Here is a 19,084-nt window from a genome sequence, read left to right as displayed (position 1 = left end):
CGGTCGAGGCGACCCGCGAGAGGACGCGCCGGTGGCGAAATACGGCGAGCGCCCGAAGCGTCCTGTGCAACGTGCAGGACATGGCGACGTCAAAAGTGGCGAGACACCCCGAGGGGGAAGACGGGCGTAACCTGAAAGCTTCCCGTACGCGGCCGGCCGAATACCGGCGGCCGCGAACCTGATCCGGCCAGCAGCGCGCGCGGTTCGCCGCTGCGGTCGATGCCTGCTGCGGTAGTGCGTTTTCGGCACAGCGATGCCCCGCATCGCACACCCAGCGCCCGGCAGACGGATTGGAAGCACAGGAAACACGCGCCGTCGCACTCCCGCGGCGAGTCGTGCCGCTTGTTGAAGCCGTATTCGCATGAGCCCCGCAGCCCGCCCGGGCGCCGCAGTTTTTTTTACTGCGCGCGACCCGGCTGGGCGCAATCCAGGCAATTCTCCCCGCCATCGTTCCTGCTCCCGCGTGCTTGTGACAACACGATAAGGTGCGGCATGCCGCTGCCCGCCCCGTGCCGCCCGGCTCCATGCCCGGCGCCGCAACGGGCCGCGCGCGAAGCTGCTCTGGAGCCGTTCAATGAAACGAATGCTGTTCAACGCGACGCAGCAGGAAGAGCTGCGCGTCGCCATCGTCGATGGACAGAAGCTGATCGACATCGACATCGAAACCGCCGGGCGCGAACAGCGCAAAGGCAATATCTACAAGGGGATCATCACCCGCATCGAGCCCTCGCTCGAAGCGTGCTTCGTCAACTATGGCGAAGACCGCCACGGCTTCCTGCCGTTCAAGGAAGTCGCCCGCCAGTACTTCCGCGAAGGCGTGGACATGCGCAGCGCGCGCATCCAGGACGCCCTCAAGGAAGGCCAGGAACTGATCGTTCAGGTCGAGAAGGAAGAGCGCGGCAACAAGGGCGCGGCGCTCACCACCTTCATCTCGCTCGCCGGCCGCTACCTCGTGCTCATGCCGAACAACCCGCGCGGCGGCGGCGTGTCGCGCCGCATCGAGGGCGACGACCGTCAGGAACTGCGCGAAACCATGGCGCAGCTGCAACTGCCGGACGGCATGAGCATCATCGCGCGCACGGCCGGTATCGGCCGCTCCGCCGAAGAGCTCCAGTGGGACCTGAACTATCTGCTGCAACTGTGGCGCGCGATCGAATCCGCGTCGCAAGCCGGCACGACCGGCCAGCCGATGCTGATCTATCTGGAATCGAGCCTCGTGATCCGCGCGATCCGCGACTACTTCCAGCCCGACATCGGCGAAATCCTCATCGACACCACCGAGATTCATGACCAGGCGCGCGCCTTCATGGACATCGTGATGCCGGACAATGTCAACAAGGTGAAGCGGTACCACGACGACGTGCCGCTCTTCTCGCGCTTCCAGATCGAGCACCAGATCGAGACGGCGTACTCGCGCACGGTGCCGCTGCCCTCGGGCGGCGCGATCGTGATCGACCACACCGAGGCGCTCGTCGCCATCGACGTGAACTCGGCGCGCGCGACCAAGGGCGCCGACATCGAGGAAACCGCCGCGCGCACCAACCTCGAAGCCGCCGACGAAGTGGCGCGCCAGTTGCGTCTGCGCGACCTGGGCGGCCTGATCGTGATCGACTTCATCGACATGGAGTCGGCCAAGAGCCAGCGCGAAGTCGAACAGCGCCTCAAAGACGCGCTGCGCCACGACCGCGCCCGCGTGCAGATGGGCAAGATCTCGCGCTTCGGCCTGATGGAGCTCTCGCGCCAGCGCCTGCGCCCGGCCCTCTCGGAAGGCAGCCACGTCACCTGCCCGCGCTGTAACGGCACGGGCCACATCCGCGACACCGAATCGTCGGCGCTTCAGGTCCTGCGCATCATCCAGGAAGAGGCGATGAAGGAAAACACCGCGGCGATCCACTGCCAGGTGCCGGTCGAAGTGACCGCCTTCCTGCTCAACGAAAAACGTTCGGAAATCAACAAGATCGAGTCGCGCTTCAAGGTCGGCGTCGTGCTGATCCCGAACAAGCACCTCGAAACGCCGCACTACAAGCTCGAGCGCCTGCGCCACGACGACGCGCGCCTCGACGATCCGCGCGCCTCGTGGAAGATGGCCGAGGAAGCGGCTCGCGAGCTCGAATCGGAAACCGGCTACAGCAAGCGCACGGCCGAAGCCAAGCCCAAGCAGGAAGCCGCGGTGAAGGGCATCACGCCCGAGCGTCCGGCCCCGACGGCGGCGGCACGGCCCGTCGAAGTCGCGCCGGTGCCTGTCGCCACGGCAGCAGTAGCCGGCGGCGGTTTCTTCGGCTGGATCAAGCGCCTCTTCGGCGGCGCGCCGGCACCGGTCGCCGCACCCGCGCCGACCGCCCAGGACAAGGCAGGCCGTCCGGCCCGCGAAGCGCGCGGCGAGCGCGCGGAGCGCGGCGAAAAGGCCGCGGCAGGAAGCGGCGGCGATCGCAACCGCAACCGCCGCGCCGGCGGGCGCGAGGCAGCCGCCGGCCGTGGCGAAGCCGCGGGCGGCGCACGCACCGGCCAGCCGTCGGCACGCCGCGAGGAACGCGAACCGCGCGATACCCGCGAGGGACGCGCACCGCGCGAAGCCCGTGAGGGTCGTGAAGGACGCGAAGGCCGTGAGGGTCGCGAGAGCCGTGCCGAACGCGAGCCGCGCGACCAGCGCATCGAGCGTGTGGAGCGGGGTGAGCCGCGCAGCGAGCAGGCGGAAGCCGGCGCGACGCGCGGCGAGCGCCAGGAACGCGGTGAGCGCCGCGAACGGGGCGAGCGCGCTGAACGGGGCGAGCGCCGTCGTCCGCAGCAGGCAGAAGCCGCCGAGGCACAAGAAGCGCGCCTCGATGCCGCCAGCGTCGAAAACGCTGGGGCGGTAACGGCCGAAGGCGTTGCAGCCGGTGTGGGCGATGAAGACGCCGGCACACCGCGCGAGGGCGAGGAACGCCGCCGCCGCCGTCGCGGCCGCCGTGGCGGTCGTCGCGAGCGTGAAGCAGAAGGCGTGGCCGGCGCAAGCGCCGAAGGCACGCTGGAAGACGGCACGGACGCCGAGGAAGGCGAAGAGGCCGCAGTGGAAAGCGCGGCTCCGATTGTCGCCCCGGTCGCCCCGCAGCCCGTGGAAGCTCACGCCGAAGCGCAATCGACGCAGGCGATCGTGCATGCCGTGGCTACCGAGACCGTGGTCGTGACGGCGCTGCCGGAAACCGCGCAGGTCGCGGCAACCCACGTCGAGTCGCATATCGAGGCGATTGCCCCGGTTGAAGCGGCACCCGTGGTCGAAGCTGTCGAGCCGTCGCCGGCACCGGCAGTCGTCGAGCCCGCCGCGGCTGCTCCGGCAGCCCCGGTTGCAGCGGAACCGGCCCCGGTTGTAGAGACGGCGCCCGCCGCAGAGCCCGCACCGGTCCATGTCGAAGCGCCCGCAGCCCGCGAAGACCGCGTGGAAGCGCCGGCAGCGGCGGAAGCCGTTGCCGGGGTGCACGCGGCCGAGCCGGTGGTGCAACCTGCCGCCGCACCGGCCTCGGTCGAACCCGCAATGCCCGTGACGCAGCCTGCCACGCAGGCTGCTGCGAGCCCGGCCGCGCTTACGTCGGATACGCTGGCACCGATGCTGGCCGCAGCCGGCCTCGTCTGGGTCAACACCGACGGCGACAAGCTGCGCGCCGCCCAGGACGCTGCCGCGCTGATCGCGAAGCCGGCCCGCGTGCCGCGCGAGCGCAAGCCGCTGCCGCCGGTCGATCCGACGCCGATGCAGCAGGTCGAAACCCAGCGCCCGGCGCAGTAAGGCCAGGCCCGCCCGGAGCGGCGTGGGCACGAAAAGCCCGCGCCGTCTCCCGGTCCGAGGGTCAGCAATCCGAAGCCCGCCATATCGGCGGGCTTTTTTTTGATATATCAGCGTTCACCCAGGCCTGTGGCGGGGCCGGGGTTCAGCTAAAATCGATTCCATACGCCTACATTGCCACTATGTCCCAACGCGTCATTCCCGTTGCCGATGCCCGCGCGCTGCCTCCCGAGGTAGCCGGCGTCCCCGTGCGTGCACCGTCCGGCGAGGTGGTGGACGCGCTCGCACGGCCGCTGCGCGACCTGCGCATCTCGGTCACGGACCGCTGCAACTTCCGCTGCGTCTATTGCATGCCGCGCGAAGTCTTCGACAAAAACTACCCGTTCCTGCCCCACGCGGCGCTGCTTTCGCTGGAGGAAATCGAGCGTCTCGCGCGGCTTTTCGTCGCACAGGGCGTCACGAAAATCCGCCTGACCGGCGGCGAGCCGCTGCTGCGCAAGAACATCGAATTCCTGATCGAGCGTCTCGCGGCGCTGCGTACGGCCGAGGGCGAGCCGCTCGACCTCACGCTCACCACCAACGGGTCGCTGCTTGCCCGCAAGGCGCGCTCTTTGCGCGACGCGGGCCTCACGCGCGTGACGGTGAGCCTCGACGCGCTCGACGACACCCTCTTTCGCCGCATGAACGATGCCGATTTCGCGGTCGCCGACGTGCTCGAGGGCATCGAAGCCGCGCAGGCCGTGGGCCTTGCGCCGCTCAAGGTCAACATGGTGGTCAAGCGCGGCACCAACGACGCCGAGATCGTGCCGATGGCACGGCACTTCCGCGGTTCGGACGTGACGCTGCGCTTCATCGAATACATGGACGTGGGCACCTCGAACGGCTGGAACATGACCGAGGTGCTGCCTTCGGCGGAGGTCGTCGCGCGCATCGCCGAACACTTTCCGCTCGTACCGCTCGAAGCCCATAGCGCCGCCGAGACCGCGCAGCGCTGGGGCTACGCCGACGGCGCCGGCGAAGTCGGCGTGATCTCCAGCGTGACGCGCGCGTTCTGCGGCAACTGCACGCGCGCGCGCCTTTCAACGGAGGGCAAGCTGTACCTGTGCCTGTTCGCGTCGATGGGCTACGACCTGCGCGCGCTCGTGCGCAACGGCGCCAACGACGACGCCATCTCGACGGCCATCGCGCGAATCTGGGAAGGCCGCGCCGACCGCTACTCGCAACTGCGCGGCAGCGCCGCCGCTTCGGCTGCGCCGGCGGCGCCCGAAGCGCGCCGCATCGAAATGTCCTATATCGGCGGCTGATAAGCCTCCGATACCCCCGCTGCCCCGCCTGCCCGGAAACCATGTCCGCCACCCTGCCCGCCGCCGCCATCACGGGTCTCGTGCTCGCAGGCGGACGCGGCCAGCGCATGGGCGGCGCCGACAAGGGCTTGCAGCATCTGCAAGGCCGGCCGCTCGCGGCCCACGTGCTCGAGCGCCTCGCGCCCCAGGTCGGCGCACTCGCGATCAGCGCGAACCGCCATCCGGAAACCTATGCCGCGCTAGGTGCGCCGTGGCACGCCCAGGTGCTCGCCGACACGCTCCCCGGTTTTCCGGGCCCGCTCGCCGGCCTGCTCGCGGGCCTCACGAGCGCCCGCACCGACTGGCTGCTCGCCGCCCCCTGCGATTCGCCGTGGCTGCCCGCCGATCTCGCCGCGCGCCTCGCCAGCACGGCGCTCGCCGACCACGCCGACATCGCCACCGTCACCACCGCGAATGCCGCAGGCGAAGTCTCGCTGCACCCCGTCTTCGTGCTGCTGCGCACCTCGCTCGCCGACGACCTCGCCGCCTTTCTGGAGGCCGGCGAGCGCAAGGTGCGCGCGTGGTACGCGCGCCACAGGGCGGCCGAAGTGGCCTTTGCCGACGAGCGTGCGTTTTACAATATCAATTCCTTGCAGGAACTCGCCGACTTCGACCGCGCGTAGCGCGCGAGCAGTCCACCGGCCACTGTCCGCCCATCGTCTCAAGGCATGTCCACCAGGACGACCGCCGCACCCGTGCGTGCGGATGCGACGCTTCTCCACCCGATGACCACGCTTAACACTTTGTCCGGTTGCGTCACCCGCTACGATCCTCAAGCCTTGCCCGTCAGCGCCGCCCAGGCCATCGTGCTCCAGTGGGTGACGCCGCTTGCGGCAAGCGAGCGCGTGCCGCTGGCCGATGCGCTCGCGCGCGTGCTCGCGGCGGACGTGATCTCGCCGATCGACGTTCCCGCGCACGACAATTCGGCAATGGACGGCTATGCGTTCGATGGCGCGGCGCTTGAAACCACGCTTGAAGCCGAGGTCGAAAGCGCACGCGAAGCAAGCGCACGCGAAGCCGCTGCGGGAACCCTCACACTGAACGTCGCGGGCAAGGCCTTCGCGGGGCATCCGTACACAGGCGCAATCGCCCCGGACGCCTGCGTGCGCATCATGACCGGCGCGCCGATGCCCGCGGGGTGCGACACCGTCGTGCCGCAGGAGCAGGTGAAGTGCAGCGGCCCGGACAACGGGCGCATCGCGTTCGCCGCGCACGCCGTCACGCGCGGCGCGAACCGCCGGCGCCGCGGCGAAGATCTCGCGAAGGGCGGCGTGGCGCTGCGCGCCGGGCGCGTGCTGCGTGCCTCCGACATTGGCCTCTTCGCCTCGCTCGGGCTCACCGATGTCGAAGTGAAGCAGCGCCTGCGCGTGGCCTACTTTTCGACCGGCGACGAATTGCGCTCGCCGGGCGAACCGCTCGATGCCGGCTGCATCTACGACAGCAATCGCTACACGCTCGGCGCGATGCTCAAGCGGCTCGACGTCGAGGCCATCGATCTCGGCATGGTGCGCGACGAGCCCGCTGCGCTCGCCGCCACGCTGAAGCTCGCGGCCGAGCGCGCGGATGTCGTGCTGACCTCGGGCGGGGTCTCGGTCGGCGAAGCGGACTTCACGCGCGCGCAGTTGCAGAAGCTCGGCGACGTGGCGTTCTGGGGCCTCGCCATGCGTCCCGGCCGGCCGCTCGCGTTCGGCCGCATCTGGTCGGGCGGCACGCCGGGCGCGGGGCACGCGGCGCTGCTCTTCGGCCTGCCCGGCAATCCGGTCGCGACCATGGTGACGTTCTACCAGATCGTGCGCCCGGCCCTGCTCGCCATGGCCGGCGCCGCGCCGCAGCCGGTGCCGCTGATCCCCGCGCGCTGCGAAGCCGCCGTGAAGAAGCGCCCGGGCCGCACCGAATTCCAGCGCGGCCGTGCGCACCGGGGCGAAGACGGCCAGTGGCGCGTCGCGCCGACCGATTCCCAAAGTTCCGGTGCGCTCAGCACCATGAGCGAAGCAAATTGCTTTATCGTGCTCGCCCATGAGGCTGCCGGTCTCGACGCCGGCGACGCCGTCGACATCATGCTTTTCGACGGACTCGTCTAGCACGGGCCCGCGCCTTTCCGCCATTGCCACATTCGCCACGTCCATCACGTCATCCGGACCGACTCACATGAAAAAACAGATCTCGTTCATTGCCGCGGGGCAGACCGCCAAGGCGCTCATCCTCGTGTATCTGACGTTCAGCGTGCCGATCGTGCTGCTCGGCGTGCTCGTCGCGTTCGTGCGCTACGGTTCGGTCGAGCTTTCGACGATCTTCAGCGCGCTGCTGCTCAACGCGATCGTCGGCTTCATCCTGCTGTGGATCGCCTGCCACGCCTACAACTGGGTCGCGTCGCGTTTCGGCGGCATCGAGATCCATTTGTCGGACGTGCCCGAGGAGGCGTGATGGCGGCGACGATCCGCGCGGCCACGCCCGCCGACGTCGGCGCCGTGCACGCGCTGATGTACGAACTGGCCGAGTTCGAAAAGCTCACGCATCTGTTCACGGGCACGCCCGAGGGCCTCGCCGACGCGCTCTTCGGCGCGCGCGCGGCAGCGGAAGCGCTGGTGGCGGAAGAAGCGGGCCGGATCGTCGGCTATGCGCTCTTCTTCCACAACTATTCGACCTTCCTCGCGCGCCGCGGGCTTTATCTCGAAGACCTCTACGTGCAGCCCTCGCAGCGCGGCACGGGCCTCGGCACGGCGATGCTGCAGGCGCTGGCTGCGATCGCCGTCGAGCGCCAGTGCGCGCGCTTCGAATGGACGGTGCTCGACTGGAACGCGCCGGCCATCCGCTTCTACGAGAAGCTGGGCGCGGCCGTGCTGCCCGAATGGCGCGTGGTGCGCATGACAGGCGACGCACTGGAGCGCCTTGCCGCGCCGGCCGGGCAGCCGGCCTGAGCGCACCGGCACGGCGCTCGCGGTCACCGACGCACTCATGTGAAACGGGCCGCCTGCATGGCGATGCAGGCGGCCCGTTGCGTTTTGGGATGGATTTAGCGTAGCGGATTCAGCGGATGTCGCGAAGATGCTTCCTGCGCTTCCCTATTCGTCCCCCGTGCCGTTGTGCAGCGCGTCGCCGAGCAGATCCGTCGCCTGCTCGCCCGGCAGCGCCTCCACGTCGCGCAGCTTGCGGTTCATCGCGCGCGTGCGCACCTCGGCGGCTTCGATCGAGCGCGTCACCGTTTCGAGCTGCGACTTCGTCTTCGCGAGCACGTCGCCGAACTTGCCGAACTCCGTCTTCACCGCGCCCAGCACCTGCCACACCTCGCTCGAACGGCGCTCGATGGCCAGCGTCCGGAAGCCCATCTGCAGGCTGTTGAGGAGTGCCGTCAGCGTCGTCGGCCCCGCCACCGTCACGCGGAAGTCGCGCTGGAGCAGGTCAGTCAGGCCCGGGCGGCGCAGAATCTCGGCGTAAAGCCCCTCGGTCGGCAGGAACAGCAGCGCGAAATCGGTGGTGTGCGGCGGCGCGACGTACTTCTCCGCAATCGTGCGCGCCTCGGCCCGCACGCGCGCTTCCAGCGCGCGGCCCGCTTCTTCGATCGCCGCCACGTCGGCGCGCTCCTGCGCATCGATCAGGCGCTCGTAGTCCTCGCGCGGGAATTTCGCATCGACGGGCAGCCACACCGGCGCGGCCATGCCGTCCGACCCCTCGCCCACGCCGCGTCCCGGCAGGCGGATGGCGAACTCGACGCGCTCGTTGCTCTTCGGCACGGTCGCCACGTTCTTCGCGTACTGGTCGGGCGTGAGTATCTGTTCGAGCAGCGCTTCGAGCTGAACCTCGCCCCACGTGCCGCGCGTCTTCACGTTCGTGAGCACTTTCTTCAGGTCGCCGACGCCCGCGGCCAGCGTCTGCATCTCGCCCAGTCCCCGGTGCACCTGTTCGAGCCGGTCCGACACGAGCTTGAACGATTCGCCGAGACGCTGTTCGAGCGTGGCGTGGAGCTTCTCGTCGACGGTGCGGCGCATCTCTTCGAGCTTGGCCGCATTGTTCGCCTCGATGTCCTTCAGGCGCTGCTCCAGCGTCGCGCGGACTTCGGCGAAGCGCCGGTCGTTCGCCTCGGTGAGCTGGGCGAGCTGCTGCGCGAGCAGGCTGCCGAAGTGGCGCAGCGCGGCGCCCTGCTCGTCGCGCGCCTGCTGGGCCTGCTGCTGCAGGCTCTGGCGCACCGCTTCGAGCTGCTGCGCGTTGGTCTCCGTCAACTTGACGAGTTGCTGCGCGAAGCCGTCGATCTGGTTGTTCTGCACCGTCGCGATGCTCGTGAGGTGCGAAGCCAGCGCCTGCTGCACCTGGGCAAAGCCGCCGCCGAACTCGCTGCGCGAGGCCTGCGCCGTGCGCGCGATCTCGTTGCGCAGTTCGCGCTCGATACGCTCGGCCGCGCGCGCCTGGGTATCGTTCGCAGCGGCCACGCGGTCGCTCAGGCCATCGAGTGCTTCGTGCAGCGCGTGCACCGCCTCGGCTTCGTCGCCGCGGCGCGCGCGCATGAGCGCCACCAGAGCGACGACGAGAGCGATCGCGACCAGCAGCGTGGCGATCGACATCAACAGCAGCGGACTCATGAACGGGCTTTCCCCATGACGTCAGGATTGATCGGATTGGGCGGCCGGCCCGCGCGCGGCCCCTCGCCGAGCGCGGCGATGAGATTGTCGGCGGCGAGGTTCGCCATGGCGCGGCGGGTCGCTTCGCTCGCGCTCGCGATGTGCGGCGTGAGCACGACGTTGGGCACCGTCAACAGCGCCGGATGCACCTTCGGCTCGCCCTCGAACACGTCGAGGCCGGCCGCCGCAATGCGGCGTTCGCGCAGCGCCCCGGCAAGCGCCGCATCGTCGACGATGCCGCCGCGCGCGATGTTGGTGAGCGTGGCGCTTCGCTTCATCAGCGCGAGCTCGGCGGCGCCGATCGTGTGATGGTTCTCGGCCGTATAGGGCAGCACCAGCACCACGTGGTCGGCTTCGCGCAGGAGCGCCTCCTTCGTGCGGTATTCGGCGTTCAGTTCGGCCTCGATGGCGGGCGCCACGCGCGAGCGGTTGTGATAGATCACGCGCATGTTGAAACCCTGCGCACGCCGCGCGATGGCCTGGCCAATGCGGCCCATGCCGACGATGCCGAGCGTCGAACCGTAAACGTCCGGGCCCAGAAACATGTCGTAGGACCACTTCCCCCACTTGCCCGCGCGCAGGAAGTGCTCCGCTTCGGCGATGCGGCGCGCGGCCGCCATCATCAGCGCCCAGCCGAAGTCGGCCGTGGTTTCGTTGAGCACGTCGGGGGTATTGGTGCCGAGCACGTTTGCCGCGTTGAACGCGGCCATGTCGAAGTTGTTGTAGCCCACCGCCATGTTGGCCACGGCGCGCAGCCGCGGCGCGGCCGCGAGCGTGGCCGCCGTGATCGGGTCGCCGGCCGTGAGCGCGCCGTCCTTGTCGGCGAGGCGCCGCGCGAGTTCATCGGCGGGGAGCGCGTCGCCGGTGTGCCAGTCCACGTCGAAATACTGCTTGAGCCGGTCGATCACATCGGGAAAGATCGGCCGCGCCACGAGAATCTTCTGCATCGTTGCTCTCCACTTCAGGTTCGGTTGCGCAGGCTCAGGCGAAAAAGAGCCAGGTCGCCACGAGAAACACCGGCACGAGTATCGCGCACGACCAGCCAAGATAGCCGAAGAAACCCGGCATGCGCACGCCGCGCGACTCCGCTATCGCCTTGACCATGAAATTCGGCGCATTGCCGATATAGGTGTTCGCGCCCATCAGCACCGCGCCCGCCGAGATCGCGGCGAGCGTCTTCGCGCCGGTCGTCATCAGCGTCGGGGCGTCGCCGCCCGCGAGGTTGAAAAACACGAGCCAGGTGGGCGCATTGTCGAGGAACGACGAAAGGAGTCCCGTCGCCCAGAAGTACATGACGTCGTCGGGCCGGCCCGGCGACTCGTTCACGAGACGGATGAGCCCTGCGAACGCGCCCGCGTCGCCCGCTTTCAGGATGGCGATGACCGGCGTGATCGTCACGAAGATGCCCGCGAAGAGCTTCGCGACTTCGGCAATCGGCGCCCAGTTGAAGTCGTTGGCGGCCCGCACCGCGCGCGGCGTGAGCGCAAGCGAGACGAGCGCGAGCGCCACGAGGCCCGCATCGCGCACGAGGTTCTGCAGTTCGACGCGCGCGCCCGAAATCATGAAGGCAATGCCGGGCTTCCACATGCCGCTCAGCAGCACGAAACCCGTCACGCCGGCCAGCAGCAGAAAGTTGAGCTTGCCGCCCACGCCGAGGCGCCCCGTATCGGGCGTGGGGTCGAGAAACGCGCCGCGCGTTTCGTCCGCGCGGCGAAAGAACCACGTGTCGAGCGCATGGAAGATCGCGAGCAGCACCCCGCAGACGAACAGCATGGGCAGCACGAGATGCTGCGTAGTCCAGAAGAAACTCACGCCGTTCAGAAAGCCGAGGAAGAGCGGCGGATCGCCGAGCGGCGTGAGCATGCCGCCCGCGTTCGCCACGAGAAAGATGAAGAACACGACGACATGGACGTTGTGGCGCCGGTTGTCGTTCGCGCGCAAAAGCGGGCGGATCAGCAGCATGGCCGCGCCGGTCGTGCCCATGAAACTCGCGAGCAGCGTGCCGAGCGCGAGGATCGCGGTATTCGTGCGCGGCGAGCCGCGCAGGTTGCCGTACACGCAGATGCCGCCCGCAATCGTATAGAGCGAACCGAGCAGGACGATGAACGGCACATACTCGTCGATCAGCGCGTGCAGAAACATCGGCCAGGTGGCGGCCACGCCGTGGGTGGCGGCGAACGGCAGCAGGAACGCGAGCGCCCAGGCCGCGGCGATCTTGCCGAAATGCCTGTGCCAGAACGCGGGCGCGAACATGGGATAGAGCGCGATGGAGAGCAGCATGCCCGCGAACGGCAGCCCCCAGGTGACGGCAAGCGTAGCGCCGTCCACGCCCTCGGCCCACGCACACGAGGGCAGGAGCGCGAGCGCCGCCGCGATGCCGAGGCGGCGCAGCCTCTGCACGCCGCGGGGTGCCGTCATCGCCGCCTGCCTGCTGCTGTGCGCAGCGGGACGCTCACGCGCCATGCACGACGACGACGTGCACGCGATACGGCCCGTGCGCGCCGAGAATGATGGTCTGCTCGATGTCGCCGGTGCGCGACGGCCCCGAAACGAAATTGACCGCACGGGGCAGTTCGCCGCGCTCGGCGCGAATGAGCGCGAAGGCTTCTTCGTGGCCCGCGACGATGCGCGAAGCCGGCACGACGGCGATGTGCGTTTCCGGCAGGAGCGCGCCCGACGCCCAGGTCTGCGGGCTCGAAAGCAACACGAGCGTGCCGGTTTCTGCGGTCGCGCAGAAGCAGCCGGTGAGGCCGACGAGATCGCGGTCTTCGGGCTTGCGAAACGCCACGGTCAGCCCCGCCGCGGCCCAGTCGAGCGAGGCGAGCGTGGTCCAGGCAACGGCCTGCATCGACAAGCCGCGTTCGGCCAGATAGCGCTGCGCGGCGGCGGGCACGGCGGCCATGCCTTCGACTTCATCGACGCTGGTGGACATCTTCTGCGCTTCGCGCACGAAGCGCGCGACGAGGTCGCCTTCGAGCGGCGGCCGCGGGCCTTCCGGATGGCGCGCGAGATAGTCGGCCACCGCTTCGCGCTCGGAGGCGGCAGGCGTCGCCTCGCGCCCCTGGGCCGCGCGGATGCGCGCGAGTATGCTGCGGCGGGCGGCCGTGGTGTCCATGAGCGGTCCTCGTTGCGTGGCAGAAAAGCCCGAAGTGCACGAGACGAGGTCGTGCACGGGCGCGGGGTATCGCGCCGATTATACCGGGGCACTCCACGCTGCACCCACGATCGCCCGCGCATTTCGCGGACGATATGCAGGCGATGTGCAGGCGATTCGCGAACAATACGCGCTACTTGCCCGCGCTTTCCACTTCCGTGGGCTGCTCGATGCCGAACACCTGGCGCAGATAGGCCAGGTAGGCCTTGTCGTCGCACATGTTCTTGCCCGGCGAATCGGAGAGCTTGGCGACGGGCTGGTCATTGCAGCGGACCATCTTGATCACGATCTGCAGCGGCTGATAACCGAGGTCGTTGGTGAGATTGGTGCCCACGCCGAACGCGAGCCGGCAGCGCTTGCCGAAGCGCTCGTAGAGCCGCAGGACCTTCGGGATGTCGAGCGCGTCCGAGAAAATCATGGTCTTCGTGCGCGGGTCGCAGCGGTTGTCCTCGTAGTGCTTCAGGAGCCGCTCGCCCCACTCGAACGGATCGCCGGAATCGTGGCGCGCACCGTCGAAGAGCTTGCAGAAGTACATGTCGAAGTCGCGCAGGAAGGCCTGCATGCCGTACACGTCCGACAGCGCGATGCCGAGGTCGCCGCGATACTCCTTCGCCCACATCTCGAAGCCGTAGATCTGCGAGTCGCGCAGGCGCGGGCCGAGTGCCTGGCATGCCTGCAGGTACTCGTGCGCCATGGTGCCGAGCGGCGTGAGATTGTGCTTCATCGCGTAGTACACGTTGCTCGTGCCCGTGAACTGCTCGCCCAGATCCTCCTTGAGCGTGAGGATCACCTCCTCGTGCCAGCGCTTCGAGAAGCGGCGGCGCGTGCCGTAGTCGGCGATCTTGCAGTCGGCGAATTCGGGCTTCGCGCCGAGCAGCTCGATCTTGCGGCGCAGGCGCTCGCGGCCCTCGTCGTACTGCGGGTGATGCTGCGTGTTGCGGAAATAGACTTCGTTGACGATCGCGAGCACCGGGATCTCGAAAAGGATCGTGTGCAGCCACGGACCCTTGATCTCGATGTCGATCTCGCCGTTGTTCTTCGGCGAGGGCTCGACGGTGATGTACTTCTCGTTCAGGTGGAAGAGCGCGAGAAAGTCGACGAAATCGCCTTTGACGAAGCGCAGGCGGCGCAGGTAATCGAGCTCGACTTCGGAGAAGCGCAGCCGGCAGAGCTTCTGGATCTCGCTCCTGATCTCGTCGACGTAGGGCACCAGATCGACGTCCGACGTGCGGCAGCGGAAGCGGTATTCCACGCTCGCGGCGGGGAAATGATGCAGCACCACCTGCATCATCGTGAATTTGTACAGATCGGTATCGAGCAGCGAAGTAATGATCATGATGAGGCGGCCGGACTGCATTCTGAGGACGCGGGCCGGCGGCGGCGCCCGGCTCGCGGGCGGTCTGGCTGCGGCGCGCGGGGCTCCCCGGACGGCGTGCGTCGGCGGTGCGCCCATGTTACCCGAATGCACGCGCGGCCACTGCCCCGCCGGGCACGCCCGCGCGGCTTGCAGGAGCGATCGGGAACGCCCCCGCGCGGCGCCATAAACTAATCACGAAACGATATAAGCGCGCGTGCGGGCCTCTCGCTGGGGAAATTCTCGTTAAGTTACAATAACGTTTTTGGCCCAGACGCCGTCCCACTATACAAAAGCTTGCAGGAGCCGCCTGAATGACCCACGTTGTGACCGAAAGCTGCATCAAGTGCCGCTATACCGACTGCGTCGATGTGTGCCCGGTGGACTGCTTTCGCGAAGGTCCCAACTTCCTCGCGATCGACCCGGACGAGTGCATCGACTGCGCCGTGTGCGTGGCCGAGTGCCCGGTGAACGCCATCTACGCCGAAGAGGACGTGCCTGGCGACCAGCAGCATTTCACCGCCCTGAACGCCGAACTGGCGAAGGGCTGGCCGAGCATCACCAAGACCAAGGCGCCGCTGCCCGAAGCCGACGAATTCAAGGACGTGAAGGACAAGCTCGCCCTGCTCGCGCGCTAAGGCCTCCGCCCGCTGCCGCGCCCCCGAAGCGGATTTGTTTTTGGGATGCCGCCGGGGTGTTGACAGATCCTGCCGCGCCCCATAGAATCTCGTTCTCTGCTTTTGTTGATCCCCGATAGCTCAGTCGGTAGAGCGCCGGACTGTTAATCCGTAGGTCCCTGGTTCGAGCCCAGGTCGGGGAGCCAAAGAATCGCAAAAGCCCGTTAACCACAACGGGCTTTTTTATGTAGTGAAGAGTTGCTGTATTGCTGTTCCCCGATAGCTCAGTCGGTAGAGCGCCGGACTGTTAATCCGTAGGTCCCTGGTTCGAGCCCAGGTCGGGGAGCCAAAAATCGAAGGCGTTGCGCGTAATCGCGCAACGCCTTTTTCTTTGGTTCATCGTGGAATTCCGGGGCGCATTCAGCTACGTCGCACTTAAATTGCGGTTATGTGGCGATAATCGGGTACCTTCTCTTCCGGAATCCGCATGAAATCCTCGCTCAAACTCGCCGCCCTCCTCGCCTGCGCCGGCACCCTCGCCACCGCCCACGCCGAACAGATCGGCAGCGTGAACACCAACTTCCGCCTCACCGGTTCCGACCGCGTGGTCGTCGAAGCCTATGACGATCCGCAGGTCAAAGGCGTCACCTGCTACGTCTCGCGCGCCCGCACGGGCGGCGTGAAAGGCACGCTCGGCATTGCCGAAGATCCTACCGAGGCGTCCATTGCCTGCCGGCAGGTCGGCGCGATCTCCTTTACCGGGCCGCTCAAGCAGCAGGACGACGTCTTCAACGAGCGCATGTCGTTCCTCTTCAAGACGCTGCACGTCGTGCGCGTGGTGGACGCGAAGCGCAACGCCCTCGTCTATCTGACCTACAGCGACCGGGTGGTGAGCGGCAGCGCGAAGAACAGCGTCACCGCCGTGCCGGTGCCGGCCGGCACGGCCATCCCGCTGCGCTAGACGCGGCGCTACACTGGGCGTCTGCCCCGATTGCCCATCGCATTGCCTACCTACCGCATCGCCTAACGCATTGGCCACCGCATTGCCGCCATGACCGCCCGCCGTTTCCGCGATTCCGCCCGCTACTGGCGCACGCCACTCTTGCCCGGCGCGGATCTGCTCACCGCCGAATATCACGAGCACGCCTTCGCGCCGCACTGGCACGAGGCCTACGCGATTCCGGTGATCGAGGACGGCGCGGAGTGCTATCGCTACCGCGGCGCGCACTATGTCGCCGAAGCGGGGACGGTGCCGGTCATCAACCCGGGCGAGCTGCACACCGGTTCGCGCGCCGTGGACGAAGGCTGGCGCTATCGCGTGATGTACGTGCCGATCGACTATCTGCACGGCCTCGCCGACGAAATCGCCGGGCGCACGCAACCGCTGCCCTGGTTCGGCGCCGATGTGATCCGCGATCCCGACCTCGCTCGCCGCCTCTCGCGCGCGCACCGGCTGCTCGAAGCCGATTCCGACCGCCGGCGCGCGGCGTCCGACACCCCGGCCGCCCCGCGCGCGCCCGGTTCGGTGGCGGCCCGCCCCGACAACCCCGGCAGCGACCTGCTGCTCGTGGAAAGCGCCCTGCTCGACGCGCTCTCGGCCCTCCTCACCCGCCATGCGCGCACGCACGAAGCGCCCCTGCGGCCGTCGCCGAACGATCCGCGCGTGGAGACGATGAAGGCCCTGCTCGCCGCCGATCTCGCCACGCCGCTGCGGGTGGGCGATCTGGCCGAGGCCGTGGGCCTCTCGCCGTTTCACGCCACCCGGCTCTTCACGCAGGCGACCGGCCTGCCCCCGCACGCCTGGCGCACGCAACTGCGTTTGCAGCGCGCGCTCGCGCCGCTGCGCGCGGGCGCCTCGGTTGCCGACGTCGCGGCCGCCAGCGGCTTCACCGACCAGAGCCACTTCACGCGCCATTTCCGGCGCATGTTCGGCGTGCCGCCGGGGCGCTGGCAGGCGTCATAGGTCTCTGCACCCCGCGCCGCAAGAACGTACAAGCCACGCGAGCAAGAGCCCGCTAAGCTGCCCCCAGAATCAGGAGGACAGCTTGACCACCCATCCCAACCGCTCCCGGGAGTTCGTCGCCGGCGCACGCGACACGATCCCCATGATGATCGGCGCGGCGCCGTTCGGCGTCATTTTCGGCACGCTCGTCACGTCGGGCCCGCTCGCGCTCTGGCACGGCCAGTTCATGTCGCTCGCCGTTTTCGCGGGCTCCGCACAGTTCATCGCGCTAGGCCTGATCGCCTCGCACGCGAGCTTCATCGTGATCTGGGCCACCACGCTCGTCGTGAACCTGCGCCACGTGCTCTATAGCGCGACTCTCGCGCCCTACGTCTCGCACCTGCCGCTGCGCTGGCGCCTCGTGCTGGGCGGCCTGCTCACCGACGAGGTCTTCGCCGTCGCGTGGGCGCACTTCCGCCGCCACCCGCCCGGCGACGACGTCTCGCCCTGGCACTTCCTCGGCTCGGGCGTCGCGATGTACGTGAACTGGCAGATCTGGACTGCCGTCGGCCTGCTGTTCGGCGCCGCGTTCCCGGGCCTGCAATCGCTCGGGCTCGATTTCGCGATGGTCGCGACCTTCATCGCCATCGTCGTGCCGCAGCTCGTGGCCGTGCGCTACGTGGCCGCCGCCGTCACCGCCGGTGCGCTCGCCTTCTTCTGGCAGGGTTGGCCGTACAAGCTCGGCCTGCTCGCCGCCGTGTTCGCGGGTGTCGCGGTGGGCGTGGCGCTCTCGCTGCCGCGCCGCGAGTCCAGCATGGACACCCGCGCGGGCACCGGCACGGACACGCCCGGCGGCACACCCGCGCCGGCGCGCGACGGCGGCAATCACGCCGGTCCGCACAGGACCGCAGGAGCCCGCCAATGAACTATGTCGTCCTCATCCTCGGCATGGCGCTCATCACCTGGCTCATCCGCACGGTCGTCTTCGTGCTCGGCGAGCGGCTCGTCTTCCCGCCGCTCGTGCGCACCGCGCTCGGCTTCGTGCCCGTGACCGTGCTCACGGCGATCATCGTGCCGATGGCGGTTTCGCCGCACGGCCAGGGCGCCGAACTCACCTGGCGCAATCCGCAGCTGGTGGGCGCGCTCGCGGCCATTGCGGTGTGCCTCGTCACGCGCCGCCCGCTCGTGACGATTGCGGTCGGCCTGGCAGTGTTCTTTCTCTGGCAGGGCGTGGTATTGCACTGAGGTGCGCACTGCCCCCGGGCGTGCGCCGGAACAACGTCAAAGGGCCAAAAGCCGCGAGAAAGGGCACGATCCTGCGGCGCATCTCAAGTTTCTCCTTCGAACGCCGTTAATCCCGTCATGGCCTGCTTTGGCGCCGCCGCCCGCGTGTGTTCGCGGCCGGCGGCGCGTGCACGCGGCGCACTGCGCCGCACGGCGTCCCCGCTACCGGGAGACCGCCGGCACGGCGCAGTGCGGCAAGGATCACACGGGGCAACTACATGGGGCACATCACCCTCAACCTGAAGGACGAAACGGTGGCGTCGCTGCGCAAGGACTTCGACGCCTTTCTGCGCGTGTCGCTCAAGCTCGACCCGCAGTTCGCTACGCCTTCGTTCGAGGACTTTCTGCGCGCAAAGCTGCTCGACAACATGACGCCGCTCACCGAGCACGCGGTGCAGCGCATGCTGACGGGCGGCCAGTACGCCTGGGCAAAACGCACGCTCGACAAGGAGTTCCCGGAAGTCGTCTCGATCCTGCTGCGTCAGGCCGGCGAGTTCGGCTTCGGCTTCGCCTCGCGCCCCGAGTGGACGCCCGAGGAACTCGCCAAGCAGTGCCGCGAATGGGCGGCGGCAATCGTGAACGAAGCGCAGGGCGAGCAGGTGCTGATCGATCCGCTCGCGGCGCAGATCAAGTCGTCGGTCGAGGACATGCAGACGCTCGAAGAGAAGATGCAGACGCCCGCGTGGCGCCTCTCCGAATCGCTGCGCCAGCGCATCTACGAAGCGAAGATCGGCTGCGAGACGAGCACCGGCAGCACGGCGCGCGAGCGTCTGGGCGAACTGCGCGGCCTGCTGCGGCTCGCGATCACGCACGGCGTGTTCCAGAAGCAGGAAGCGCAGCAGATCATGGAATACCTGCGCCTGCTCAAGCCCGAAATCTTCGTCGAGGAACCCGACGACGTGTTCACGCGCCTCGCCGCCTGGCTGCGCAACTTCTTCGTGCCGCCGCAGCGCAGCCAGCCGCGCCGCCAGTCGAACTGAGACGGGCCGCCTCAGGCCCGTTGCGCGCTGTGGGCCCGGCGAA

General features: G+C 68.4%; 17 protein-coding genes and 2 tRNA genes. 14 read left to right on the top strand and 5 right to left on the bottom strand.

The window, feature by feature from the left end:
• The first annotated feature begins 574 nt into the window (after positions 1-574).
• The 6 genes from BFE01S_RS19075 (at position 575) to BFE01S_RS19050 (ending at position 8,015) form a co-directional block, all read left to right on the top strand.
• The gene (locus BFE01S_RS19075) at positions 575-3,757 is read left to right on the top strand and encodes an Rne/Rng family ribonuclease (protein WP_028226871.1); all 3,183 of its coding nucleotides are present in this window, start codon (positions 575-577) and stop codon (positions 3,755-3,757) included.
• 179 nt (positions 3,758-3,936) lie between these two features.
• Positions 3,937-5,058 (top strand): GTP 3',8-cyclase MoaA, encoded by a 1,122-nt coding sequence (moaA, locus tag BFE01S_RS19070; protein WP_028226870.1) that lies wholly within the window; start codon positions 3,937-3,939, stop codon positions 5,056-5,058.
• Between the two features lie 41 nt (positions 5,059-5,099).
• Positions 5,100-5,720 carry a molybdenum cofactor guanylyltransferase MobA gene (gene mobA, locus BFE01S_RS19065; protein WP_028226869.1) on the top strand — a complete coding sequence of 207 codons (621 nt, stop codon included), beginning with the start codon at positions 5,100-5,102 and terminating at the stop codon, positions 5,718-5,720.
• Positions 5,721-5,822: 102 nt separating this feature from the next.
• On the top strand, positions 5,823-7,178 hold the full coding sequence (gene moeA, locus BFE01S_RS19060; RefSeq protein ID WP_028226868.1) for a molybdopterin molybdotransferase MoeA: 1,356 nt from the start codon (positions 5,823-5,825) through the stop codon (positions 7,176-7,178).
• A 67-nt stretch (positions 7,179-7,245) separates the two neighbouring features.
• Positions 7,246-7,521 carry a hypothetical protein gene (locus tag BFE01S_RS19055; RefSeq protein WP_028212919.1) on the top strand — a complete coding sequence of 92 codons (276 nt, stop codon included), beginning with the start codon at positions 7,246-7,248 and terminating at the stop codon, positions 7,519-7,521.
• Positions 7,521-8,015, top strand: coding sequence for a GNAT family N-acetyltransferase (locus tag BFE01S_RS19050; RefSeq protein ID WP_028226867.1), 495 nt, complete (start codon positions 7,521-7,523; stop codon positions 8,013-8,015). The genes BFE01S_RS19055 and BFE01S_RS19050 overlap by 1 nt, the downstream gene beginning before the upstream one ends.
• A 144-nt stretch (positions 8,016-8,159) precedes the next feature.
• On the opposite strand, the gene BFE01S_RS19045 is transcribed toward BFE01S_RS19050, so the two are convergent.
• The 5 genes from BFE01S_RS19045 to pncB form a co-directional block, all read right to left on the bottom strand.
• Positions 8,160-9,671, bottom strand: coding sequence for a DNA recombination protein RmuC (locus tag BFE01S_RS19045; RefSeq protein ID WP_028226866.1), 1,512 nt, complete (start codon positions 9,669-9,671; stop codon positions 8,160-8,162).
• Positions 9,668-10,657 (bottom strand): 2-hydroxyacid dehydrogenase, encoded by a 990-nt coding sequence (locus BFE01S_RS19040; protein ID WP_028226865.1) that lies wholly within the window; start codon positions 10,655-10,657, stop codon positions 9,668-9,670. Before BFE01S_RS19040 ends, BFE01S_RS19045 begins: the two co-directional genes overlap by 4 nt.
• A 34-nt stretch (positions 10,658-10,691) precedes the next feature.
• Positions 10,692-12,128, bottom strand: a complete 1,437-nt coding sequence (locus tag BFE01S_RS19035) for a sodium:proton antiporter (protein WP_042337939.1) — start codon at positions 12,126-12,128, stop codon at positions 10,692-10,694.
• Between the two features lie 34 nt (positions 12,129-12,162).
• On the bottom strand, positions 12,163-12,825 hold the full coding sequence (locus BFE01S_RS19030; protein WP_028226863.1) for a LutC/YkgG family protein: 663 nt from the start codon (positions 12,823-12,825) through the stop codon (positions 12,163-12,165).
• A 172-nt stretch (positions 12,826-12,997) separates the two neighbouring features.
• The gene (gene pncB / locus BFE01S_RS19025) at positions 12,998-14,200 is read right to left on the bottom strand and encodes a nicotinate phosphoribosyltransferase (protein WP_028226862.1); all 1,203 of its coding nucleotides are present in this window, start codon (positions 14,198-14,200) and stop codon (positions 12,998-13,000) included.
• A 332-nt stretch (positions 14,201-14,532) separates the two neighbouring features.
• On the opposite strand from pncB, the gene fdxA reads away from it, so the two are divergent.
• From fdxA to BFE01S_RS18985, 8 genes are all read left to right on the top strand, one after another.
• Positions 14,533-14,856, top strand: coding sequence for a ferredoxin FdxA (gene fdxA, locus BFE01S_RS19020; RefSeq protein ID WP_028226861.1), 324 nt, complete (start codon positions 14,533-14,535; stop codon positions 14,854-14,856).
• Positions 14,857-14,965: 109 nt separating this feature from the next.
• Positions 14,966-15,041 (top strand) — tRNA-Asn (locus BFE01S_RS19015).
• A 67-nt stretch (positions 15,042-15,108) separates the two neighbouring features.
• Positions 15,109-15,184 (top strand) — tRNA-Asn (locus BFE01S_RS19010).
• Positions 15,185-15,322: 138 nt separating this feature from the next.
• Complete coding sequence (locus BFE01S_RS19005) at positions 15,323-15,796, top strand: CreA family protein (protein WP_028226860.1); 474 nt, start codon at positions 15,323-15,325, stop codon at positions 15,794-15,796.
• Between the two features lie 90 nt (positions 15,797-15,886).
• The gene (locus BFE01S_RS19000; RefSeq protein WP_028226859.1) at positions 15,887-16,798 is read left to right on the top strand and encodes an AraC family transcriptional regulator; all 912 of its coding nucleotides are present in this window, start codon (positions 15,887-15,889) and stop codon (positions 16,796-16,798) included.
• A gap of 142 nt (positions 16,799-16,940) precedes the next feature.
• On the top strand, positions 16,941-17,702 hold the full coding sequence (locus tag BFE01S_RS39295) for an AzlC family ABC transporter permease (protein WP_084170048.1): 762 nt from the start codon (positions 16,941-16,943) through the stop codon (positions 17,700-17,702).
• Positions 17,699-18,022: an AzlD domain-containing protein gene (locus BFE01S_RS18990; protein ID WP_028226858.1), complete on the top strand. Its 324-nt coding sequence runs from the start codon at positions 17,699-17,701 to the stop codon at positions 18,020-18,022. The genes BFE01S_RS39295 and BFE01S_RS18990 overlap by 4 nt, the downstream gene beginning before the upstream one ends.
• Before the next feature lie 257 nt (positions 18,023-18,279).
• Positions 18,280-19,041 (top strand): DUF4088 family protein, encoded by a 762-nt coding sequence (locus tag BFE01S_RS18985; RefSeq protein ID WP_028226857.1) that lies wholly within the window; start codon positions 18,280-18,282, stop codon positions 19,039-19,041.
• Positions 19,042-19,084: the final 43 nt, after the last annotated feature.

It is taken from the genome of Paraburkholderia ferrariae NBRC 106233 (assembly GCF_000685035.1).
In the GTDB taxonomy this organism is placed as follows: Bacteria; Pseudomonadota; Gammaproteobacteria; order Burkholderiales; family Burkholderiaceae; genus Paraburkholderia; species Paraburkholderia ferrariae.
This window is presented reverse-complemented; position numbering and strand designations above follow the sequence as displayed.